Source organism: Pseudaeromonas paramecii, from assembly GCF_039540575.1.
GTDB lineage: Bacteria > Pseudomonadota > Gammaproteobacteria > Enterobacterales > Aeromonadaceae > Pseudaeromonas > Pseudaeromonas paramecii.
Map to the genome: position 1 here is coordinate 1 of NZ_BAABFC010000028.1, position 22,600 is coordinate 22,600.

17 protein-coding genes are annotated in these 22,600 nt (G+C 61.2%); 14 read left to right on the forward strand and 3 right to left on the reverse strand.

Going from position 1 to position 22,600, the window contains the following annotated elements; genetic code table 11:
- Positions 1 to 193 precede the first annotated feature (193 nt).
- The 6 genes from ABD847_RS15570 to ABD847_RS15595 all read left to right on the forward strand — a co-directional run bounded on the left by ABD847_RS15570 (position 194) and on the right by ABD847_RS15595 (position 4,172).
- Positions 194 to 907 (forward strand): glycerophosphodiester phosphodiesterase family protein, encoded by a 714-nt coding sequence (locus ABD847_RS15570; protein ID WP_345014669.1) that lies wholly within the window; start codon positions 194 to 196, stop codon positions 905 to 907.
- A gap of 75 nt (positions 908 to 982) precedes the next feature.
- Positions 983 to 1,960 carry a GGDEF domain-containing protein gene (locus tag ABD847_RS15575; RefSeq protein ID WP_345014670.1) on the forward strand — a complete coding sequence of 326 codons (978 nt, stop codon included), beginning with the start codon at positions 983 to 985 and terminating at the stop codon, positions 1,958 to 1,960.
- The gene (locus ABD847_RS15580) at positions 1,944 to 2,297 is read left to right on the forward strand and encodes a cupin domain-containing protein (protein ID WP_345014672.1); all 354 of its coding nucleotides are present in this window, start codon (positions 1,944 to 1,946) and stop codon (positions 2,295 to 2,297) included. Before ABD847_RS15575 ends, ABD847_RS15580 begins: the two co-directional genes overlap by 17 nt.
- 90 nt (positions 2,298 to 2,387) lie before the next feature.
- On the forward strand, positions 2,388 to 2,693 hold the full coding sequence (locus ABD847_RS15585; RefSeq protein ID WP_345014674.1) for a DUF6506 family protein: 306 nt from the start codon (positions 2,388 to 2,390) through the stop codon (positions 2,691 to 2,693).
- Positions 2,694 to 2,753: 60 nt separating this feature from the next.
- Positions 2,754 to 3,608, forward strand: coding sequence for an AraC family transcriptional regulator (locus ABD847_RS15590; protein WP_345014676.1), 855 nt, complete (start codon positions 2,754 to 2,756; stop codon positions 3,606 to 3,608).
- Positions 3,609 to 3,692: 84 nt separating this feature from the next.
- Positions 3,693 to 4,172, forward strand: a complete 480-nt coding sequence (locus tag ABD847_RS15595; protein ID WP_345014678.1) for a DUF2127 domain-containing protein — start codon at positions 3,693 to 3,695, stop codon at positions 4,170 to 4,172.
- On the opposite strand, the gene ABD847_RS15600 is transcribed toward ABD847_RS15595, so the two are convergent.
- Both ABD847_RS15600 and ABD847_RS15605 read right to left on the reverse strand, forming a co-directional pair.
- Positions 4,140 to 4,943 (reverse strand): MBL fold metallo-hydrolase, encoded by an 804-nt coding sequence (locus tag ABD847_RS15600; RefSeq protein WP_345014680.1) that lies wholly within the window; start codon positions 4,941 to 4,943, stop codon positions 4,140 to 4,142. The two genes, ABD847_RS15595 and ABD847_RS15600, sit on opposite strands and share 33 nt — an antisense overlap.
- A 126-nt stretch (positions 4,944 to 5,069) precedes the next feature.
- Positions 5,070 to 6,017, reverse strand: coding sequence for a GlxA family transcriptional regulator (locus tag ABD847_RS15605; protein ID WP_345014681.1), 948 nt, complete (start codon positions 6,015 to 6,017; stop codon positions 5,070 to 5,072).
- Between the two features lie 160 nt (positions 6,018 to 6,177).
- On the opposite strand from ABD847_RS15605, the gene ABD847_RS15610 reads away from it, so the two are divergent.
- Together ABD847_RS15610 and ABD847_RS15615 are read left to right on the forward strand one after the other, a co-directional pair.
- The gene (locus ABD847_RS15610) at positions 6,178 to 6,576 is read left to right on the forward strand and encodes a VOC family protein (protein WP_345014683.1); all 399 of its coding nucleotides are present in this window, start codon (positions 6,178 to 6,180) and stop codon (positions 6,574 to 6,576) included.
- On the forward strand, positions 6,576 to 7,016 hold the full coding sequence (locus ABD847_RS15615; protein WP_345014685.1) for a GNAT family N-acetyltransferase: 441 nt from the start codon (positions 6,576 to 6,578) through the stop codon (positions 7,014 to 7,016). Before ABD847_RS15610 ends, ABD847_RS15615 begins: the two co-directional genes overlap by 1 nt.
- Before the next feature lie 231 nt (positions 7,017 to 7,247).
- On the opposite strand, the gene ABD847_RS15620 is transcribed toward ABD847_RS15615, so the two are convergent.
- Entirely contained in the window at positions 7,248 to 7,781 is a 534-nt protein-coding gene (locus tag ABD847_RS15620; protein WP_345014687.1) for a GNAT family N-acetyltransferase, read from the reverse strand.
- A 75-nt stretch (positions 7,782 to 7,856) separates the two neighbouring features.
- Here ABD847_RS15620 and ABD847_RS15625 point away from each other — a divergent pair, with 75 nt between their 5' ends.
- The 6 genes from ABD847_RS15625 (at position 7,857) to ABD847_RS15650 (ending at position 22,070) form a co-directional block, all read left to right on the forward strand.
- Positions 7,857 to 8,369 (forward strand): phage tail protein, encoded by a 513-nt coding sequence (locus ABD847_RS15625; RefSeq protein ID WP_345014689.1) that lies wholly within the window; start codon positions 7,857 to 7,859, stop codon positions 8,367 to 8,369.
- A gap of 12 nt (positions 8,370 to 8,381) precedes the next feature.
- On the forward strand, positions 8,382 to 8,879 hold the full coding sequence (locus tag ABD847_RS15630) for a phage tail protein (protein ID WP_345014690.1): 498 nt from the start codon (positions 8,382 to 8,384) through the stop codon (positions 8,877 to 8,879).
- Positions 8,880 to 8,891: 12 nt separating this feature from the next.
- The gene (locus ABD847_RS15635) at positions 8,892 to 9,425 is read left to right on the forward strand and encodes a phage tail protein (RefSeq protein ID WP_345014692.1); all 534 of its coding nucleotides are present in this window, start codon (positions 8,892 to 8,894) and stop codon (positions 9,423 to 9,425) included.
- 123 nt (positions 9,426 to 9,548) lie between these two features.
- Positions 9,549 to 18,572, forward strand: coding sequence for an Ig-like domain-containing protein (locus ABD847_RS15640; protein ID WP_345014694.1), 9,024 nt, complete (start codon positions 9,549 to 9,551; stop codon positions 18,570 to 18,572).
- Positions 18,573 to 19,071: 499 nt separating this feature from the next.
- Positions 19,072 to 21,189, forward strand: coding sequence for an NACHT domain-containing protein (locus ABD847_RS15645; RefSeq protein ID WP_345014696.1), 2,118 nt, complete (start codon positions 19,072 to 19,074; stop codon positions 21,187 to 21,189).
- The gene (locus tag ABD847_RS15650) at positions 21,186 to 22,070 is read left to right on the forward strand and encodes a hypothetical protein (RefSeq protein WP_345014697.1); all 885 of its coding nucleotides are present in this window, start codon (positions 21,186 to 21,188) and stop codon (positions 22,068 to 22,070) included. The genes ABD847_RS15645 and ABD847_RS15650 overlap by 4 nt, the downstream gene beginning before the upstream one ends.
- Positions 22,071 to 22,600: the final 530 nt, after the last annotated feature.

A 22,600-nucleotide genomic window follows, 5' to 3' on the forward strand; every position in this document is an offset into this window, starting at 1 on the left:
CAGATCGCACAAACGACGCCGAGTTCCCTTCTTCCCCGGACAAGTGATCTACATTTCGGAACGGTTATTTAGGTAGACAAGGCGACAGTTTCATGAACACGCCATGAGCAGATGGCGACGTCGTCCTGTCAGCAAACTGTCATGGCACGGTGGCAGGCTGACCGCCAACCACAGGATCTATGAGGAGTTAAACATGGAGTTGTGCGCCCATCGCGGCCTGTCCGGTCAGGCCCCGGAAAACAGCCTGAGTGCCTTTATCCTGGCGGCCGAGGCCGGCCTGCCCTGGGTGGAGCTGGATGTCCAGCTGAGCGCCGATGGCGTGCCCGTGGTGATCCACGACGAGTCCGTGGATCGGTGCAGCGACGGCCATGGCCGGGTGCGGGAGCTGAGCCTGGCCCAGCTGCAGTCACTGGATGGCGGCAGCTGGTTCGACCCGGCCTATGCCGGTGAGGCCATCCCCACCCTGGCGGACGTGCTGGCCTTGTGCCTGCGCTATCCCCTCAAGGTCAACGTGGAGCTCAAGGCCTATGCCAGCGAAGATCTGCCGGCCCTGTGCGAGGCGGTGGCCCAGGTCATCGAGGGGCTGGCCCTGCCGGCAGACTGCCTGCTGTTTTCCAGCTTCGACACCCAGGCCCTGACCCTGATGCAGCAGCGCCTGCCCCAGGTGCCCCGCGGCCAGCTGTGGCAGAAGATCCCCGCCGACCCGCTGCCCACCCTGGCCAACCTGCAGGCCTGGAGCGCCCACTGCGATTACCGGCATCTGGACGCCCAACTGGCGCAGCAGATCAAGCAGGCCGGTTACCGGCTGCACTGTTACACCCCCAACGATCCGGCCTGGCTGAACCAGGCCACCGCCTGGGGCGTGGACATGCTGATCAGCGACCATCCAGAGCGTTTCACCCACTAGCCCAGCGGCAGATGCGATAAACAACCACAGGCGTTATGCTTAGATCCCGGTAAAAAAACACCAAGGATCAAGGGAATGCTGGAACCCGCCCTGCCCGCCGATGAAGGATGCCGCTTGGCCGATCTGCAGCGGCTCAACCTGCTGGATACTCCGGACGAGGAGCGCTTCGATCGCCTGACCCGGCTGGCCCGCCGGCTGTTCGATGTGCCCATCGTCCTCATCAGCCTGCTGGACAGCGACCGCCAGTGGTTCAAGTCCTGTATCGGCCTGCCGGTACGTCAGACGCCACGTAACATCTCCTTCTGCGGCCATGCCATCCTGGGTGAGGGCCCCCTGGTGGTGGAGGATGCCACTCAGGATCCCCGCTTTGCCGACAACCCCCTGGTGACAGGCGAACCCTATATCCGCTTCTACGCCGGCCATCCCCTGCAGATCAGCAGCGGCAGCCGGCTGGGCACCCTGTGCCTCATCGACCAGCGGCCCCGTCAGCTCAATGAGGAAGACAGGCAACTGCTGGGCGATCTGGCGGCCATGGCGGTGCGGGAGCTGGAGTCCTTGGCCCTGGCCACGGTGGACGAGCTGACCCAGATCAGCAACCGACGCGGCTTCATCCAGCTGGCCAACAAGAGCCTGCAACACAGCTACCGGCTGGGGCACCTAGCCTGCCTGCTGTTTATGGATCTCAACGGCTTCAAGCAGATCAACGATCGCTTCGGTCATGCGGAGGGCGACCGGGCCCTCAAGGACTTTGCCCAGTTGATGGAACAGGAATTTCGCCAGGCCGACATCTTCGCCCGCCTGGGGGGCGACGAGTTCGTGGTGCTGCTGCCGGAGTGTGACCGCCTGCAGGCCGAAGGGGTGCTGGGCCGTTTTCGCCTGGCGGTGCAGCAGTTCAACGCCAGCGCCAAGCGAGGCTACGACATCCGCTTCAGCACCGGGGTGGTGGAGTACAGGCCGGAGCAGCCGCCGGAGCTGGAGGGACTGCTGGCCCGGGCCGATGAGCGCATGTACCTCAGCAAGCCGGGCCACGGCGCCGATGAATACGCCATCTAACGCTCCCGGTCACCGCCAGTGCCTGCTGGCGGAGCTACCCGCCAGCCTGGACGCCGAGCAGTTTGAGCTGCTGCATCAGGCCGGCGATCTGCGCCTGCTGCGCATCCTCTCCTGCGGCCAGACCGCCCCCGAGACCGGCTGGTTCGATCAGGCCGAAGACGAGTGGGTCTGCCTGCTGCAAGGAGCCGCCCGGCTGGAGTTCGCCGAGGCCGCGCCCGTCACCCTGGGCCCCGGCGACGCCCTGCTGATCCCCGCCCACTGCCGCCACAAGGTGGCCTGGACCCCGGACGATCAGATCACCGTCTGGCTGGCCCTGCATCTACCCACCCGTCCTTAAGTCACCCTGGGGTCGCATTTTTACAAGATACAGGGGCGGCTCCCCGCTTACGCTGCAGGCGTCCTCTAACCGGCCATCAAGGAGCCAATCATGAGCCTCAAAGCCGCCTTTATCTTCGTCGCCCCCCACGCCAATCCCGCCATCGATCAGGCCCAGGTGAAAACCCCCGAGGTGGAAGTCACCACCTTCGCGGTGGCCAACTACGCCCAGGCCGAGGTGCTGGTGCCCCAGCTCATCCACCAGGGCTTCGTCGCCATCGAGCTGTGTGCCGGCTTCGGCCATGATGGTGTGGCCAGGGTCAAACGGGCCGCCGCCGGTCGCATTCCGGTGGGCGCGGTACGGTTTGACTGCCACCCGGGCCTGGAATTTCAAAGTGGTGACAGCCTGTTCGGCTAAGGCGCCATCGCTGCAGCGGCGGTCGATTAACCCCTGGGCAAGGCCATAGAAGGGCGTAGAATGACACCATCTTCCCGCTTGGTAACGCCCATGTCCGCCCTGCCGCCACGCCGCTGGAGTCAGGCCCCCGGCCCAGACCTGGCCCCCTTCGTCGATCGCCTGTGGGGCTGGAGCCTGCCGGCGGGCACCGCCCTGCCGCCCCTGTTTCCCGGTACCGGCAGTGAGGTCTTCTTTCACCTGGCCAGCCGGCCGCGTCAGGCCGATGGCCGTCCTGTCCCCCGGGGACATCTGCTGTGTCCCCGTCAGCAGACCCTGCAGCTCAGCGCCAGCGGCCCCCAGCAGTTGCTGGCCATTCGCTTCAAGTCGGGGCAGCTGCGCCACCTCACCCCCTGGCCCTTTGCCGAGCTGGCGGATAGCCTGCTACCGGTGGAGCGCTTGTGGCCGGAAGAGGGCGAAGCCCTGCTGACGGCACTGCGGCAACCCCTGAGCCAGCCGCAACAACTGGCCTTGTTGCAGGACTTCTTGCTGCGCCAGCTCTCCCGCTGCCAGCAGCCCCATCAGGCCGGCGAAGACGCCCTGATCCAGCGGCTCTACTATGCCCCCAACACCGCCATTCCGGCCCTGGCCGATGCCCTGGGCTGGAGTCGGCGCCATCTGGAGCGGCGCTTCGCCCTGCGCTTTGGCCTCAGCCCCAAGCAGTTCGCCCGACTGGCCCGCTTGCAGCACAGCCTGCGCCAGCTGGCCCTGGAGCCGGAGCTGGAACTGGTACAGGTGGCCCTGGCGCGGGGCTTCTGCGATCAGGCCCATTTCAGCCACGACAGCCTGGCCCTCACCGGCCTGACCCCGCGCCAGCTACGCCAACAACTGCTGCACGGTCCCCACTGCTATCACGCCCCCTCGCGGCGGCCCGACTAGCCGGCGGGCCCCGCCGCCAGTGCACTGGTCAGGCGGCGGCAATCCGTGTACAAAGAGGGCCTCGCATCCGATGAGGTGAGACGCATGACGCTGCACAAGACACTCAAGGTGGTAGCCTCTTTTGAGGCACTCAAGGGCCTGTTGGCCTTGGCCGCCGCCTCCGGCCTGTTGATGCTGCTACACCGCGACCTCCACACCCTGGCGATCCGTCTGGTGGAAGAGGCCCATCTCAACCCGGCCGCCCACTACCCCGGCATCTTCATCCAGGCCGCCGGCCACCTGCAGAACGGTCACCTGAGCCTGTTGGCCCTGGGGGCCGTGGCCTACGCCGGCCTGCGCTTCGTCGAGGCCTACGGCCTGTTCCGTCAGGCCAGCTGGGCCGAACTGCTGGCGGCCTTGAGTGGCGCCCTCTACCTGCCATTCGAGGTGATGGAATGCCTACACCGCCCCGACGTGCTGAGCTACGGCCTGCTGCTCACCAACCTGCTGGTGGTGGCGGTCATGGTCAAGGCCCTACGGGAGCGCCGCCGGCTAGACCAGGGGCACAACACCCAGCCCCAGTGATGTCCGACTAATACAGAACCCCTCCCCATCGGCGGGGATCATCACCCGGTCGGTGAGCCCCTGGGCCGCCAGCTGAGCCGCCAGTTCGGCCCGGCTCAGCACGCAGTGATTGAGCGCCTCCAGGTGCACCGCCACCACCTGGGCTTCGGGGGCCGCCCGGCAGACCCGCACCACGTCCTCCGCCCCCATGATGATGGGCCCCAGCCCGTTGAAGGTGGCCTCGCCGCAGTTGAGCACCACCACCTCCGGGGCCAGATCTAGGGCCTGGGCCACCGCCGGGTGCCAGACGGTGTCACCGGCCAGATAGAGGCTGGGTTCGTCCGGGTGAGTCAGCAGCAGGCCGCACACCTGGCCCAGCCGTTCCCCCTGTTGGGCCAGGGCGAGATCGCTGCCGTGCTGGCCGCCTGTGGTGCGGATCTGCACCTCCCCCAGCCGGGCGCCATCCAGGAGCGCCACCTGGTTAAAGCCCGCCGCCAGGATCGCCTGACGATCCTGCTCGTGCTGGGCCAGCACAGGCGTCTGCTTGGGCAACCGGGCCTTGGCTTCCTCATCCCAGTGGTCCGGGTGATGGTGGGTCACCAGCACGGCATCCACCGTCAGCAAGCTCTCCAGCGGTACCGGCAGATCCACCAGGGGATTGGCCAGGTGCGCGTTGGGGGTGCCGGCAAAGCCGGGATAGCGCCCCTGGGGGGCCAGCATGGGGTCGATGAGCAGCCGTTGGCCGCCATATTCCAGCAGCAGGGTGGCATTACGGATCAGGGTCAGTTGCATGGCGATGGCCTCATGGTGATGTGGATGAGGCCTCAGTATCGGGTGAGCGCTGACTCGGCGGCAGTGGCCCGCGGGACAAACCCCCGCCAAATCGGGCCAATCTGCGCGGCACTCACTGGCCTGGGCTCACTGGCCCTGAAAGTTGCGCCGCCACTGGCTGGGAGTGAGGCGGTACTGGCGCTTGAACTGGGTCCGCAGCGCCGCCTCCGAGCCAAAGCCCAGCTGCTCGGCGATGCGGGCCACCGAGTGACCGGCCAGCAGCAGCCCCTGGGCCTGCTGCAAGCGTCGCTGGGTCAACCACTCCCCCACCGAAAGACCGGTGGCCTGCAAGAACTTGCGGGTGAAGGTGCGACGACTCATGGCCACCGAGGCCGCCAGCGCATCCAAGGAGCCGGGGGCCGCCAGCTGCTGCTCCAGCCGGGCCAGCAGGCCGTTGATGCGGGCGTCGGCGCCGCCCTGGGGCAGGGGCCGCTCGATAAACTGGGCCTGCCCCCCCTCCCGGTGGGGTGCCACCACCAGGCGGCGGGCCAGCCGATTGGCCAATGCCGGGCCATGGTACTGGCGCACCAGGTGCAGGCAGCAGTCCAGGCTGGCGGCGGTACCGGCGGAGGTCACCAGATCCCCGTCATCCAGATAGAGGGCCTCGGCATCCAACCCCACCGCCGGGAAGCGGGCGGCAAAGTCGGCGGCAAACTCCCAATGGGTGGCCGCCGGGCGCCCGTCCAGCAGGCCGGCATAGGCCAGCACATAGGTGCCCAGGCAGAGCCCCACCAGGCGGGCGCCCCGGCCATGGGCCTGCTGCAACGCCTGCAACAGGGGCTCAGGCGGCCGCTCATCCGGGGCCCGCCAGTAGGGCACCACCACCAGATCCGCCGTCGCCAGCCCACTCAGATCCTGGCCGGCCACCAGCTGCAAGCCCAGGGACGAGGTCAGGGGCCCGGGCTCGGCGGCACACAGCCGCAGATCGAACAGCGCCTCACCGGGCAGGCTGTTGCCAAACACCAGACCGGGCACCGACAGATGAAAGGGGCTGAACCGGTCGCAGACCAGCAACGCCACCTGGGGACAGCTCATCCCGCAGACTCCTCTTACGACGCAAAGACCGCATCATACCCCCCTGATCACCACAGGCCCAGATTGCAGGCTTGAAAGATAGCGTCATACGGCGCTAACTTGTCCTCCCACGTTCTCGGCTCAAGCCGCCCCACTTTTCGCCCCCACTTAGGAGCCTGCCATGTTTTCCCATGTCTGCGTCGGTATCAGTGATTTTGACCGGGCCCTTGCCTTCTATCGCCCCCTGCTGGCCTGCCTGGGCATACCGGAGCGCTTCTGCGAGCCGGAGCGCCCCTGGGCCGGCTGGCAAACCCCGGGCGCCCCCCGCCCCCTGTTTCTCATCGGTCGCCCGCTGGACGGTGCCGCCCCGGCACCGGGCAACGGCCACACCCTGGCCTTCAACGCCGGTTGCCGGGCCCAGGTGGATCAGGCCCACGCCCTGGCCCTGGCAAACGGCGGCACGGATGAAGGTGCGCCGGGTCTGCGCCCCCACTACCACCCCCACTATTACGGCGCCTACTTCCGCGATCCCGACGGCAACAAGCTGTGCGTGGTCTGCCACCTGCCGCCGGAGGCCTGATGCACAAAACCCAGCTCCGTCTCATGCAACTGGAGGACTACGACGCCGTGCTGGCCCTCTGGCAAGACAGCAGCGGCATGACGCTGCGGGAGGCCGACTCGCGGCAGAATATCGGCGCCTATCTGGCCAAAAATCCCGGGCTGAGCTTCGTGGTGGAGGCCGACGGCCAGCTGCTGGGCGCCGTGCTGGTGGGCACGGATGGCCGCCGCGGCTACCTGCAACACCTGGCGGTACGCCCAAGCGCCCAGGGCCGCGGTGTCGGACGTACCCTGGTACAGGCCGCCATCGACGCCCTGGCGGATCAGGGCATCGCCAAGACCCACCTGTTCGTCCACACCGACAACCCATCGGCCCAGGCCTTCTATGACCGGCTGGGCTGGCACCCCAGAGACGAGGTGCGGATGTTCTCCTTCAACGCCTCGAGCCGGCCGGATATTTGACACCCAGCAATCGGACGCATTTGACGACAAAATAAATGTGATCTGAGCAGGCGCCAAACGGCACAAATGCAGCTAGCATTAGGGCTCATTTGGGCTATTTATGGCGCCATGACACTCCTCTCCCGGCACCAGACAGGATCGAGGCAGCGCCAGGCCGATCAAACCCGTGCCCCATAGGGCGGCCCGTTCTCACACCACTGTGTCCAGGCAAGCATGCTGATGTACTCGCCTTCATGTTGCGGTCGAACCGCCGAGCCGGCCTCCCTCGTCGGGCGACAGGGGGCGCGGCGCCCAGACCATGGCGAGGTAAAGGCCGTTGCCCTCACCGGCCATAAAGCCCAGGCGCTCATACAGCCCCCGGGCCGGGCTGACAGGGTCCACCTGCAGCTGGATAGAAAGGCCCTGCGCCCTGGCGTCGGCCTGCAATTGGCGGATTAGGGCGCTACCAATACCCAGCCGCTGGTGGCTGGGCAGCAGGGCGATATCCACCAGCCGCAACTGGCCTGGCAATTCGGCCACCAGGAAGCGGCCAATTGGCGTGCCTTGCTGCTCGATGAGGGCAAAGCGCCCTCTGGGGTAGTGACTGAAATAGTGCCGGAATTGAGCCTCAAACTGGCTGTGCAGAAACAGTTTTTTTTGTTGTTCGTTGAAAGGAAAGTTCGCCACTTCGGCCTGACGGTTGAGGGCATAGAGCCTCGCCATAAAAGCCTTGTCGTCGTCCGTTAGCGGACGCAGGCCAACGCCGGCAGGCAAAGGAACGTGCATGAGGCTATCTCCGGTCGTGAAAGCATGATCGTGGTGGGGAAGGCATATCAATAACGGAATGAGAAAGGAAATGCCATGGAACCTTATCTGGGAGAAATACGGATCTTCGGCGGCAACTATGCCCCAGCAGGTTGGGCCTTTTGCAGCGGCCAACTCCTGCCTGTCAGTGGCAACGAGGCGCTTTATGCGCTGCTTGGCACCACCTACGGCGGTAACGGCCAAACCACCTTTGCCTTGCCGGATCTGCGCGGCAGACTGCCGTTGCATCTGGGCCAAGCCAGCTCAGGGCAAAACTATCCGCTGGGCGCGCGAGGCGGCGCAGAGCAGGTCAATCTGAGCGAGGCGCAACTCCCCGCACACACTCACCAGGCCAAGGGTAGCGCCAACGGCAGCGTAGGCAGCCCCCAGGCCGCCTGTTGGGCCGCCACCAGTGCCGTGCCCGCCTATTCCACGGTAACACCGACCACCCACATGGGGCCCCAGGCAGTGATGCCGACGGGGGGTAGCCAGCCCCACGACAACCTGATGCCCAGCCTGGGCTTGAGCTTCATCATCGCCCTACAAGGCATCTATCCGACACCGAATTAAGGAGGATTCATCATGGCTGACCCCTTTCTCGGCGAGATCCGTCTGTTCGCCGCCAATGTCGTTCCCAAGGGCTGGCTGCCCTGTAACGGCCAGCTGCTGCCCATCAACCAAAACCAGGCACTATATGCCCTGTTGGGCACCACCTATGGTAGTGAAGGCACCACCAAGTTTGCCCTGCCCAATCTGCAAGGCCGGGCGCCGGTCCATGTCGGCAATGGCGTGACCCAGGGGAAAAGTGCTGGCGAGGAAAACCATACGCTGACGACGCAGGAAATGCCCCAGCACACGCATACTGTGATGGCTGACGCAAACACTGCCACCGCCGCCCCGCCAGCCAATGGCTACTGGGCCGCCAGCAACTATGCCCTCTATGATTTTGAGGCCAGCCAGAGCCTGGCCAGCGGCGCCATTAGTCAGACCGGCGGCAATCAGCCCCATTCCAACATGCAGCCCTATCTGGTGGCGAACTTCTGTATCGCCGTGCAGGGCATTTTTCCAAGCCACGACTAAGGAGTACTTAACATGGATGCCTATCTTGGCGAGATCCGCCTGTTTGCCGGCAACTTCGCTCCATATGGCTGGGCCTTCTGTGACGGCCAGATTCTGCCAATTGCGCAATACCAGGCCTTGTTCTCCATTCTTGGCACCACCTACGGCGGCAATGGCACTAGCACCTTCGGCTTGCCTGACCTCAGAGGCCGGGCGCCCATGCATTGGGGCCAGGGACCGGGTCTGAGCGCAAGAGCACTGGGGCAGCAGGTCGGCAGTAGCAGCGTCACCTTGAGCGCCGCTCAAATACCCAACCACAACCACCAGGCCTGTGCCGTCAGTGGCGTCGGGCAGGCAGACCAGGGGCCGCAAGGGGCATCCTGGGCCCAAAGCGGTCTTGGCCGACAAACCATCCCCCTTTACGCTAGCGGTAGCCAGCTCACCCAGATGTCCCCTCAAGCCTTGGCCGCCGCAGGGAGCAGCGATCCGCATAACAACATGCAGCCCTACCTGGGGCTGAACTTCATCATCTGTCTGGACGATGGTGAATATCCCACACACGGCTGACGGGCACTCAGAGCCCCTCTCATCGTGCGGGCAAACGGCGGTCCGCCATGCCGGACCGCTGTTTTATTGAATTTTCTGGCATGGCCAGGGGCCATGACCACTTTTTGAGTTGAGGAGATTGCCATGAGTCGAGCCTGGCTATGGTTGGGATTACTGGTCGCCTTCACCGGAAGCGCCAAGGAGTTGGTGTTAGTGGATGCCGAGCTGGCTGGACAGATACCGACAGCGCCCGGCATGGAGCTCAGACGCCTGCACGGGCTCGACGATCTGCCCGGCGCCCTGGCCGGTGAGCGCTGGTCCAGAGTCAGCCTCATCAGCCACGGCCAACCGGGTGCCCTGCAACTGGGCACAGAGCGGCTCGATCAAGCCTTCCTCGCCGCCCATCCCGACTTCCTGACCGCTTGGCGACACCAGCTCACGGCTGACGCCCAGCTGGAACTGTGGGGCTGTGCTGTGGCCAAGGAGCAGGGCCATCAGCTGGTCGATAGCCTCTCAACTGCCATAGGCCACCCCGTGTTGGCCTCCACCGACGCCACAGGCCCCGCCGATTTAGGCGGTAACCTGACCCTGGAATACGGCCAAGGTAGGACACCGGACAGCGCGCCGGTTGCCCAGCTGCAGCAGCTGTTGACCCTAAGCAGTAGCGATAGTCAGAACTTTGAGAGCATCGCTGATGGCACTCTCTATGACAGCCCAGCGACGATTGGCAGCTTCACCTTCTACAGCAACAGCACCGGCATGTCGGCCGGTCAGAAGATGCAAGTCGCTAGTTACTTCACCCACGTGGACAACGTAGGGCTCTATGTGGCCAGCAGCACTGTCGGGGATGTCACCCAGGTGCGGATAGTGGGCGCCAGCACCTTCAAGCTCAGCTCCATCTGGCTGGGCGCCGGTGCCGGTGATGGAGATATCATCCTGCATGCCTACCTGAACGACGCAGAGATAGGCACGGGGCGCTCGGTGAGCCTGAGCGATTCCAGTATCGATACCAGTAGCTTTAGCGAATTCGAAAACATCAATGAGCTGCGCATCACCGGCACCGATTTGGATCTGCTGGTAGACAACATCATGGTCGATGCGCCCGTCGTCCCCGACAGCGACGGCAGCCTGACAGCCGGCGGCGGCAGCGAGCCCACCAGCATAGCCACCACAGCCGGTGCCACAGCCGCGCTGGACTTTACCCTGGCCGACGGCGGCACCAGTGACGGCTTGGCCATGACGGTGTCTCAGGTGCAGGTGCATGTCTCTGGCACCAGTACCACCACGGAACGTAGTAACGTCGTTTGGACCCTGAGTGGGCCCGACATCAGCGGCTCCGTTACCGGCAGTTACAACAGCGGTGTCGTCACCTTCTCCGGCCTCGCCATCAGCATCGCCGACGGTGGCAGCGAGACCTACACTGTCAATGCCAATCTGGGCCACAGTGGCCTGACAGAGGGCCACACCTTCATCCTCAGCCTGGACGGTGATACCGATCTGACGCTGGGCAGCACAAGCACCCAGATGGCGTCGACCACGGCCGTCACCAACGGTGCGGGGTTTACCACCAGCGTCACCGCCAGCCAACTGGCCTTTACCACCCAGCCAGCAGGCTCCATTTCAGGTAGTGCATTGACCACCCAGCCAGTGGTGGCGGCTCAGGACAGTTATGGCAATACGGATCTGGACTTTACCAGCAACGTCAGCCTGAGCGAGGCCAGCGCCGGCAGCTTGAGCGGTACCAGCACTGTCGCCGCCAGCAGTGGCGTGGCCAGCTTCAGCGGCTTGGCTTACACCGCCAGCGCCGACCAGGAAGCCTTTACCCTGACCGCCGCCGCCAGCGGCCTGACCGGCGCCACCGCCAACAGCATCACCGCCGATGTGGTGGCAACCAAACTCCTCTTTACAACGCAGCCGGCACCCACCAGCCTGAGCAGCGGCAGCACCACCTATTTCAGCACTGTCCCCGTGGTGCGGGCGGTGGATGCCAATAACACCGTCGACACGGGCTACAGCACCAGCCTGTTGTTATCCGTCACCGACACCTCGGGGGCGGTCGTGCCCGGCACCGTCAATAGCCTGACCGGCACCGGGGACGGGGACGGCAGCGGCACCACGGTAACCCTGACGCCCACCAGTGGCAGCGCCACCTTCACCGCCCTGGCACTCAACTACACCAATGCCGGCGTCAGCGACAGCCTGGCCTTGCGGGCCACCTCAGGCTCATTGAGTGCAGCCCTCTCATCCACCCTGACCTCGGTGGCACTGCCCACCGTCACCGATGCCAATATCTCCCTCGCCGGCGCCAGCGGTACCGGCGGGGCCTACAAGATCGGCGATACCGTCACCGTGACCTGGAACAACACGTCCAGCGGCGACAACAACAGCGGCATTACCGGCGTCACCGTGGACTTCAGCCAGTTCGGTGGTGGTACCAGCGTGACCGCCAGCAACAGCAGTGAGACCTGGACGGCGACTTACACCCTCACAGCCGGCAGCCTAGATGCCACCAGCCGCAATGTCAGCGTCTCCGCCACCAACGCCAACGGCACCAGCACCACGGCAGATAGCAGCAACGCCACCGTGGACAACCAGGCGCCGACCGTCAGCGATGCCCAGATCAGCCTCGCGGGCGCCAGCGGTACGGGCGGAACCTTCAAGATCGGGGATACCGTCACCGTCACCTGGAACAACACCAGCGGTGGCGACAACAACGGCGATATCAGCAGCGTCAAGGTGGACTTCTCCGCCTTTGGCGGCGGCAGTGCCGTGACCGCCAGCAACAGCAGTGGCATCTGGACCGCCACCTACACCCTCACCGCTGGCAACCTAGACATCAGCAACGCCAACGTCTCGGTCACCGCCACCGACGATGCCGGCAACAGCACCACCACCGCCGACACCAGCAATGCCACCCTGGACAACCAGGCGCCCACCGTCACGGACGCCCACATCAGCATCGCGGGTGCCAGCGGCTCAGGCGGCACCTTCAAGGTCGGGGATACCGTGACCGCCACCTGGGACGACACCGCCGGCGGTGACAACAACAGCGACACCCTCGCCAGCGTGACGGTGGACTTCTCCGCCTTCGGCGGCGGCAGCAGTGTCGCGGCCAGCAACAGCAGCGGTAGCTGGACGGCGAGCTATACCCTGGTGGCCGGCAGCCTAGATGCGACGAACCGCAATGTATCGGTGACCGCCACCGACAATGCCGGTAACGGCACCACAGTGAGCGACACCAGCAACGCCGGCGTCGACAATCAGGCCCCGACCGTGACCGATGCCAATATCGGTCTCTCCGGCGCCAGTGGTACCGGCGGTGCCTTCAAGATTGGCGATACCGTCACCGCCACCTGGAACAACACCGGCAGTGGCGACAACAACGGCGACATCAGCAGCGTGGCGGTGGACTTCTCCGCCTTTGGCGGCGGCAGCAGCGTCGCGGCCAGCAACAGCGGCGACACCTGGACCGCCACCTACACCCTGACGGCCGGCAGCCTCGAAGGCAGCAATCTGAACCTGACACTGACCGCCACCGACGATGCCGGCAACAGCACCACCACCGCCGACACCAGCAACGCTACCGTCGACAACCTGGCACCGGCGGCCCCGTCGACACCTGGGCTAGACACGAGCTCCGATAGCGGCAGCCAGGGCGACGGCATCACCAACGACACCACCCCCACCCTGACGGGTACCGGCGAGGCCAATGCCAGCCTGGTGGTACTGGACGGCGCCACACAGGTGGGCAACACCACAGTGGACGGCGGGGGCAGCTGGAGTCTGACCACCAGCGCCCTGAGCGAGGGCAGTCACAGCCTGACCGCCCAGCAAACCGACGGTGCCGGCAATACCTCCAGCGCCTCGGCGGCCCTGAGTCTGACCCTGGATGCCACGGCACCCAGCGGCTACAGCCTGACCCTGGATCAGACTGCCATCAATGCGGCCAACCAGGGCGCCACCTCGGTGACCCTCAGCGGCGCGGAAGTGGGCAGCCAGTATCAATTGACGGTCTCCAGCAGTGGTGGGGGGAGTCCGGTGACGTCCAGCGGCACCATCACGACCGCCAGCCAGCAGCTGACCGGGCTCAATGTCAGCGGCTTGGCCGATGGCACCCTGACCTACAGCCTGACCCTCACTGACGATGCCGCTAATGCCGGCAGTGCCGCCACCGACACGGCAGTCAAGGATGGCACGGCACCAACCGGTTACAGCGCCGGCTTTGTGGCGAGCTACGTCAACCTGGCAAACCAGACCAGCCAGAGCGTGACCCTCAGTGGTGGACAAAGTGGTGACAGCTACCAGCTGACCATCGGCGACGGCACAAATTCGGTCAGCCGCAGCGGCACCCTGGCCGGCAGCAGTCTGACCCTGACGGCACTGGATCTCAGCAGCCTGGCGGAGGGGAGTTTGAACCTGTCCCTGGTGCTCACAGACAGCGCCGGCAATGCCGGCACAGCGGCGACCGCCAGCATCACCAAAGACACGGTGGCCCCGACGCTACAAAGCAGCACCCCTGCGGCCAATGCCACCGATGTTGCCCTGAGCACCAGCATCAGTCTGACCTTCAGTGAGGATATGGCCACCGGCAGTGGCACCGACGATCACCTGAGCCTGACCGCCTCCGACAGCAGCCTGCTGTTTGATGGAGCCGCCAATGGCGGTGCCGTCACGGTCAGTGGTGCCACGGTCGGCTTTACGCCCAGTCAGGAACTGGTACCGACCCTGGTGCACAGTCTGGCCGTCGGCAGCGAGGCCCTCACCGACCTGGCCGGCAATCCCTTTGCCGGCACCAGCCTGAGCTTCACCGCCATGAGCGCGGCGCCGGTGGCGGTGAATGACAGTTTCAACCTGACCGAGGATGTCCCGGCACAGCTGGCGGTACTGAGCAACGATACCCTGGTGCGGGGCAGCTTCAACAACGCCAGTCTGGTGGTGATCAGCCAGGCCCAACACGGCAGCCTGACCCTGAACACGGCCACCGGCATCCTGACCTACAGCCCGGTCGCTGACTACAACGGCAGTGACAGCTTCAGCTACCAGGTACAGGACAGCTACGGCACCGTGAGTAATTCGGCCACCGTCAGCCTGACCCTGGCGGCCGTCAACGACGCCCCCCGGGCCCAGGACGACAGCGCCAGCCTGCAGGCCGGTGACAGCCTGACCCTGGATGTCCTGGCCAACGATGGGGAGGTGGACACAGGCGACAGCCTCGACACCGACAGCCTGGTGTTGGTCAGCCAACCGGCCCGGGGCAGCGCCAGCGTGCAGAACGGCCAGATCCACTATCAGGCCGCCGCCGACTATACCGGTGTGGTTACCATCACCTACCAGGTCGCCGATAGCAGCCAGGGCGCCCTGTCCAACGAGGCCACCCTGACCCTCACCATACTGGCGGCCAATGCGCCGGTGGCGAACGTCGACAGCGCAAGCCTGGATGAGGACAACAGCCTGGATATCGACGTGCTGGCCAACGACAGCGGCAACAGCCTGGATGCCGACAGCCTAGTGGTAGTGCAGGCGCCCCAGCACGGCAGTGCCAGCCCGGTGAATGGCCAACTGCGTTATGTGCCAACCACCAATTATGTGGGTAGCGACAGTCTCAGCTACCGGGTCAACGATGCCACCGGCCAGACCTCCAACGTCGCCACCGTCAGCCTGACCATCAACCCGGTGAATGACGCGCCCGTGGCCGTGGCCGATACCTCGGTACTGACCGGGGTCGGTGTCATGGACATCAACGTCAAGGGCAACGACAGCGATGTGGACAACGACAATGCCGACCTGACCATAGTGCTGGTCAGTCAACCTGCCCAGGGGACGGCGACGGTCGTAAACGGCCTGGTACGTTACACGCCGGTCAGCACCATCAGCAGCGATGACAGCTTCAGCTACCGGCTGGTGGACCCGTCAGGAGCCTCGTCTGCTCCCGCCAGCGTCAGTATCGTCCTGTCGTTGCCCAACCAGGCCCCGCTGGCGGTGGATGACAGCGTCAGCACCTCGCAGAACCAGGCCGTGACCATAGCGGTACTGGCCAACGACAGCGACAGCGACGGCAACCTGGACAGCGGCAGCCTGAGCCTGGTGAGCGCGCCCAGCCACGGCACTGTCAGTCTGGCGGGCGGTCAGATCACCTACACACCGGCAACCGACTACCACGGCGACGACAGCTTCAGCTACCAGGTGGCCGATGACGCCGGAGCCCAGTCCAACAGCGCCACGGTGTCGGTCCGGGTGTTGCTGGTCAACCAGGCGCCGGTGGCCGTCGATGACAGCCTGCAGGTGATCGCCGGCCAAACCAGCACGCTGCAGGTCTTGGCCAACGACAGCGACAGCGACGGCAGTCTGGTATCGGTGGAGTTGCGCCAGCTGCCGGCCCATGGCAGCGCCGCCGTGCAGGCCGATGGCAGCATCAGCTACACGGCAGCCAGTGACTACCAGGGCAGCGACAGCTTCAGCTATGTGGCGGTGGATGACCAAGGCGGCCAGTCTGACGAGGCGACCGTCACCCTCACGGTGCAGCCAGCCAATACAGCTCCGCAGATCGGCGGCACGCCGTCAGGCTCGGTGCAGCAAGGCGCCAACTACCGCTTTGCCCCCAGTGCCAGCGACAGTGACGGTGACAGCCTGACCTTCAGCATCCAGAACCTGCCGGCCTGGGCCAGCTTCGATCCCGCCACCGGGGTGCTGTCCGGCGTCCCCGGCAACGACGCGGTGGGCACCAGCAGCAACATAGTGATCTCGGTGAGCGATGGCGCCGCCAGCCGCAGTCTGCCGGCATTTAGCATCACAGTGGTCAACGTCAACGATGCACCGCTGGCGCAGGCCGACAGCTACAGCCTCGCCGAAGCGGGCCAACTGACCACCAGTGCCAGCAACGGCCTGCTGGCCAACGACAGCGATCCGGACGGTGATGCCCTGAGCGCGCAGCTGTTAACCAGCCCAGCCCATGCCAGCACCTTCAGCCTCAACAGCGACGGCAGCTTCAGCTACCAGCACGACGGCAGCGAGGCCAGCAGTGACAGCTTCAGCTACCAGATCAGTGACGCCCAGGGCGGTGTGGCATCCGGCACAGTGAGCCTGGTCATTCGCCCGGTTAACGATGCCCCCATCTTCACCAGTACGGCCCCCACCGCCGCCGTGGCGGGCGCCACCTTCAGCTATCAGGTGGTGGTGGACGATCCGGACAGTGCCGTCACCCTCAGCCTGGTGGAGAGCCCCAGCTGGCTGAGCCTGGAGGACAACCTGCTCACCGGGACGGTTCCCGCCGATGCCAGCGGCGACGTCACTGTGGCGCTGGAAGCCAGCGACGGTAGCCAAACGGCCAGCCAGCGCTTTGCCCTGACCCTGACCGAGCCCCAGCAAAGCCTGGTGGCCCTGGCCGGCGGCTGGCAAGGACTGCCCGCCAAGGTGGGCAAGCCGCTGGCGCTGGTGCTGACCGCTCAGCTCCAGGCCGGACCGGCCCTGAGTGACGCCGTCTTGGAGCTGTCCCTGCAGGGCGCCGACATGACGACAATGTCAGGCTGTACCCTCAATGAGGGCGTACAGCGCTGCCCCGTGAGTCTGGCGGTGAGCGGCCAACAGCAATTCACCCTGCCCATCAACACTCAGAATCAGGGGGATCAGACTGTGGTGGCCCGAGTGCTGGACAGCGACGGCAATCTGCTCAGTGAGCTGACCACAGACGTCACCCTGGCGACGGAAGCCCTCTCCCAAGGCGACCGGGCCGCCATCGTCGCCAAGGCCACGGCACTGGCGATCATCCATGATCAGGATCAGCCGCTACTGGTCGTCGGCACCGCCGAGGGGGAAGGTCTCAGCCTCTACCGCTTCAGTGGCAACAGCCTGGTGGCCGAGGCCAGCCTCGACAACCTGGGCCACACCAGGGCCCTGGCGACCCTCGACTGGAACCAGGATGGCCTAGAGGATCTGGTGGTCATCAACAGCAGCGGTGATGCCTCTGCCCTCTACCTCAACCAGGGTGACCTGCACTTCAGTGCCCTGCAGACCCTGCCGTTTGGCCGCAAGATCAAGGTGGCGGAACTGGATGGCGACAGCTATCCGGATCTGTTGATCGGCGGTCAGGGACTTTACCTGCTGCGTGGTAATCAGGGTGGCAGCCAGGCCGGCCTGGAGGTGGTGCAGACGCCCTTTACCGTAAGCGAGTTTGCCCTCTGGCCCGATGGCCGGGCGCTGATCACAGATGGGAGCCAGTTGTCGCTTATCGCCCTGGATACAGTGGCCGATCAGTCCACCCTGGCCGCCACCCGCCTCACCAGAAGTGCCACGGCGGATGACAGCCTGACCGTCGGCTCGATCCGCACCCTGCAGGTGGCCGATCTGGATGGCGATGGTCAGACCGAAGCCGTGGCCAGTTATGGCCTGGACGACGACGGCCAAGGGGGCGGCGTGTCTGTGCTGACCGAGGCCAGCGACGGCAGCCTGAGCACCCTGACCCACATCGGCGATGCGGCGGTTAATGACCTGCTGGTGGCGGATTTTGACGGTGATGCCGATCTGGATCTGCTGGCCCAGCACGACAACGGCAGCTGGCAGCTGCTGACCAACCAGGGGACAGCCTCCAGCTTCATCGCCAGCAACCAGACCCTGTTCCATCCGGACAGCCTGGGGCTGGTGGGTGACTTCAACGGTGACGGCCTGGCCGATATCCTACTGACCGATGTGGGCGATGGCGCCTTGACCATCTACAACGGCATCACCAGCCTGCTGTTGGGCCCCAGTGCCGACCTGGCACTGAGCAGCCACCTCAGCCGTACCAGCAGCGTCTACCAAACCCACTACCAGCTGACGGTGCACAACCAGGGGCAGACGGACGTCGACCAGGTGAGGCTGACCATACAGCTACCGGCCAGCCTCACCGTGGCCCAATGGCCGGAAACCTGTATCGAAAGCCAGGTCGGCTGGCAGTGCGATCTGGGTAGCCTGGCCAGTGGCGATCAGGTCGTGCTGAGTCTGGCGCTGGATAATGCCAGCCTGGCCAAGGCGTCCGTCAGCGCCCGGGTGGATGGCTCCGCCAGCGACCCGGATACCAGCAACAACAGCACCACCACGACCTGGAATCGCAGCGGCGGTGGTGCCCTGTCCTGGCCCTGGCTGTTGCTACTGCCCCTTGCCTGGTCTCGCCGCAAGGCACGCCGGGCGGCGTAAGCCAGCACACCAGACCCGCAGCAGACGGGATGTAACCAGAAAGGAGGCGAACGCCTCCTTTTTCATTGCCGCAGTTGTGCCCACCGGGCCTGGGCCGTCATCACATCGGAATCGTGCCGACCCCGCGCCCAGCCACTCAATAAGCCCACCATTTGACATGGCTGCAAATGTGACCTACTTGGGTGCCAGCGGACGCAAATGCCGCTAGCATAGGGACTCACAAGGATGAGGCAGGCAAGCAGCACTGTGGGAGCTGGAACCCAGGGGCGGTAGCCTGGGCGGCATATGGTCTTTATATCCGGAGGGGGCCGTTCCGCCCCTCCCCGGCAACGATCCTTTAGCCACTCCCGCTGCACGGGGGTGCAAAAGGAAGACGGATCCCATTAGCCAAATTGGCGAGAATAACGGGATAAAAGGGTTATTCCGCATGGGGTTATGGATTACAAAAAATTACATGCGTGCGATTACGCTACACTGGCTTATAAACCAAGAGCATATGATGATGAACCACGAAGCGATAAAATCCATTTATCAAAGATATGGATTCAAAGAGTTCCAAACCAGCATCGAAAATGGATACATATCATTTTTATATGTTAGCGGCCCATTCAAGAACATAGAAATAATAAAAACCCGACCAGACGCAAATACATCCACTCTTGAGAAAGAGCTTAAGAAATGTGGCTACGCACATTCTATTTTAGAACCAGGGAGCGAAATAGAATCGAGGCTTTTTGATAGTTTTTTCTCTGTAGATTCATACAGAGAAAAAATCAAAAATGAATACATATCCTTTACAACATCCATATGTAAAAAATATAGTGATTCATCAACATATGAATACCTTGTTGCACCATATTTCATAGATGGGAAAAAAGGGGAAACAAACATATCCGAAGAGATATTATCACGTATTGATGATACCAAGCCAATAATATTTGTTGTTGAAGCTGCGGCCGGCTTTGGGAAAACATGCTCAGCATACGAACTGGCATCAAAAATAAACTCCATGCACGGCAAAATTCCATTACTTGCTGAATTATCAAAAAACAGACAAGCAAGAATATTTAGGCATGTTCTCTTGGATGAGATAGATAAATCATTTATCAATGTTTCATCAAGCCTAGTTAAAAGCGAGATGGAAAATGGAAAAATAATAACAATCCTAGATGGCTTTGACGAGCTACTTAAGGATAACCTTGATGAAGAGCAAGACTTTGAGAGCAAAGAACCCATGTTGGAAACAATAGGAGAGTATCTAACTGGCAATGCAAAGATAATATTAACAACAAGACGAACGATGTTGTTTGATGGTGATGGATTTCACTCCTGGGCAGAGAAAAATAAATCAGCATTCTCTCTTGTGAAAATTCAAATAAATGAGCCTGAGGTTACAGACTGGATTTCATCTGAACGAAGAGTAAAGTTAGAAGATGCAGGCATAGAAATTAGCTCGATAGCAAACCCCGTAATGCTTTCATTCCTTAGGCACATATCAGAAGATGAAATGATGGCTGCATGCAGGGAGCCAGACAAGCTCGTAGAGAATTACTTCAACTTTATTCTTGATCGCGAGCAAAACAGACAAGATCTAAAGATGACGTCAGATGAGCAAAACCTGATTCTTGACATAGTCGCAAAAGATATGATTGATAAAAACTATCGCTCAGAAGATAGGAACTACATAATAGACCTAATAAAAATCGATGGGTATGACCTAATACAAACATGCATAGAAAGATACGACCCAAACAACAAACCAACTCATGATGAAATGGCTAATAAACTTGCCAGTCACGCATTTCTAGACCGCAGCTCAAGAAATCCAACAAAAATCGAATTTATAAATGAATTTGTATTCGGCCATTATGTTACAAGAGACATTTACAATAGAGATGGATGGATATGTGATGACTGGCGGTATATAGGGCCCGCAATATCATCCTTCAGAACTCGCCTCAAAGAGAAAAGGAAAGAGCTATGGATTAAATTAAAAGATTCCTTAGACTACATTAGCTGCACAAATAAAGTATCTGCATCCATTGAACTCCTTCAGGAAGTCAGTTTTGAAATATTAAACAATGAAATAAACTCACTTACATTCCACAACATTGAGATCGGCACAAAGCCTATACGCAATAGTCACTTTAACGATTGCCAGTTTAATAACTGCATAATTGACCCGTCAAAAATCAGCGATGTTACGTTTTTCTCATGCCGATTCTATAATTGCAAAATACGTGAGAGAAAAAACTTTTCTGGTTTTATATACACACCTGGTAGCGTGTCAGACAACGACATACTCGAACAACTAAAACTTTCACGTCAAGAGAAAGAAGCAGAAACAATTAAAGAATGCATTATTGATAGAGCAGAGAAAGCTGTATTGGAAAGATTTTGGCCTGTTGGAAGGGAGACAATTACTCACAAACACAGACCGATTAAGGGTATTTGCGCTTACTCTGACTCTGGAAATATATCTCCAGACAAGATGTTCGCAGCTATTATATCCCTTAAAAAGAAGCAGATATTAAATGATGGGCGCTACTCAGGATTCGTTGAAATAAATCTCTCTGAAATCATTGAAATCAAAAGAATCTTGGGGAGAGATGAATGATGCATAGTGACTTCAATTATATATCATCACATATCCAACGTGATATCGAGCATAAGTTACATGCTGGTGGAATTCTTTGCCGTGTTTTCGGCAGAGGGAAAAGCAACATTTCCATAGAAAAAAAACTGCAAACAACCATAATCGAAAATGACTTGCAAACGCTAAAATACACTAATGCTGGAAGAAAAATTCAGGATGCAGTAGGCATCAGAGTCGTTCTTTATTTTTCAGATGACATTGAGATTGTTCAAAATATTTTGAACAAGCACTATAATTGCCTGCATGAAGACTCTACAATTGACAAGCATGAAAAGGAAATATTTTGTGTAACAAGGTATAACTTGATATATACAATCCCTAAGCTACACAACGCTGATTTTCTACATGGCGTTGGAGGTAAAGCTATAGATTGCACATTTGAAGTCCAACTTCGCACTGTGCTTTCAGAAGGTTGGCATGAAGTGGAACATGACCTTCGGTACAAACAAAAACAACACTGGGAAGGTCAAAATGAATTATCTCGCTCTCTGAATGGCATACTTGCATCTTTAGAGTCTAGCGAGTGGGGCATGAGAAAGATATTTGAAGAGCTAGCATATAAGCACTACAAGAAAAAATGTTGGGAGGCCATGCTATCTCTAAAGTTTAGGCTCAGGATTCAGGGTGGATTGGATGAAAACCTAAATGCACTTTTGAATGGCGACACAATAACAGCAAAAAAAATATTAAAACTAGACAGAAGTCACTTCCTTTATACATATATGGATAGATATAACACTCTACCACTGACAATGGATAATATCGTCTACATATCAAATATAATTACTGAGTCATCACAAGCAATTATGAACATAACACCAAGCATAATAAAAAATATGTAAAATCAACAATCTGTATTTGTCTGTATGTACAGTTCTAGCCCGCGGAGGGCGCAATAGCCAACGGCGTATTGCGCCGTCACCCTGATGCGACACCCGATGATTCAAACACCATCCAAACAATTCGGCGTAATGCGCTGCGCTTATTACGCCCTACCAATAACATCACCATCGTGATGAAAAACAACCGCCGCTTTGTCGCCCTCGCCCGGGCCGAGCGGAGGGAGGCGTGCAGGGGATGGCCCGCAAGGATGCGGGTCAAGCCAGCGCCGGTCCAGGGATGGGCCGTCGCTGGTGGCCCCGAAACAACGACCGGAGCGAGGGGGCTTCCCGGGCGCGGGCAAACAGGCCCAGGTTTGCAAAGGGGCGGGCCAGCGCCCCTTTGCCCGCCCCGCCCAGCGGCGGAGAAAAATGAAAACAAGCTCAATAGGGCGGAACCCTCCCCACCACACCGAAATCAACCAGCATACAGGCCGACGCAGCCGGCCAGACGTTGCCAGTGGCAGTTCCCCACAGCGCCGCCACGGTTAACT

Coding starts and splice junctions, on each gene's coding strand:
- ABD847_RS15580 (WP_345014672.1), top strand. CDS start 1,944: ATGAATACGCCATCTAACGCTCCCGGTCACCGCCAGTGCCTGCTGGCG.
- ABD847_RS15590 (WP_345014676.1), top strand. CDS start 2,754: ATGACACCATCTTCCCGCTTGGTAACGCCCATGTCCGCCCTGCCGCCA.
- ABD847_RS15575 (WP_345014670.1), top strand. CDS start 983: ATGCTGGAACCCGCCCTGCCCGCCGATGAAGGATGCCGCTTGGCCGAT.
- ABD847_RS15620 (WP_345014687.1), bottom strand. CDS start 7,781: ATGCACGTTCCTTTGCCTGCCGGCGTTGGCCTGCGTCCGCTAACGGAC.
- ABD847_RS15605 (WP_345014681.1), bottom strand. CDS start 6,017: ATGAGCTGTCCCCAGGTGGCGTTGCTGGTCTGCGACCGGTTCAGCCCC.
- ABD847_RS15615 (WP_345014685.1), top strand. CDS start 6,576: ATGCACAAAACCCAGCTCCGTCTCATGCAACTGGAGGACTACGACGCC.
- ABD847_RS15635 (WP_345014692.1), top strand. CDS start 8,892: ATGGATGCCTATCTTGGCGAGATCCGCCTGTTTGCCGGCAACTTCGCT.
- ABD847_RS15640 (WP_345014694.1), top strand. CDS start 9,549: ATGAGTCGAGCCTGGCTATGGTTGGGATTACTGGTCGCCTTCACCGGA.
- ABD847_RS15600 (WP_345014680.1), bottom strand. CDS start 4,943: ATGCAACTGACCCTGATCCGTAATGCCACCCTGCTGCTGGAATATGGC.
- ABD847_RS15645 (WP_345014696.1), top strand. CDS start 19,072: ATGATGAACCACGAAGCGATAAAATCCATTTATCAAAGATATGGATTC.
- ABD847_RS15650 (WP_345014697.1), top strand. CDS start 21,186: ATGATGCATAGTGACTTCAATTATATATCATCACATATCCAACGTGAT.
- ABD847_RS15630 (WP_345014690.1), top strand. CDS start 8,382: ATGGCTGACCCCTTTCTCGGCGAGATCCGTCTGTTCGCCGCCAATGTC.
- ABD847_RS15595 (WP_345014678.1), top strand. CDS start 3,693: ATGACGCTGCACAAGACACTCAAGGTGGTAGCCTCTTTTGAGGCACTC.
- ABD847_RS15570 (WP_345014669.1), top strand. CDS start 194: ATGGAGTTGTGCGCCCATCGCGGCCTGTCCGGTCAGGCCCCGGAAAAC.
- ABD847_RS15585 (WP_345014674.1), top strand. CDS start 2,388: ATGAGCCTCAAAGCCGCCTTTATCTTCGTCGCCCCCCACGCCAATCCC.
- ABD847_RS15625 (WP_345014689.1), top strand. CDS start 7,857: ATGGAACCTTATCTGGGAGAAATACGGATCTTCGGCGGCAACTATGCC.
- ABD847_RS15610 (WP_345014683.1), top strand. CDS start 6,178: ATGTTTTCCCATGTCTGCGTCGGTATCAGTGATTTTGACCGGGCCCTT.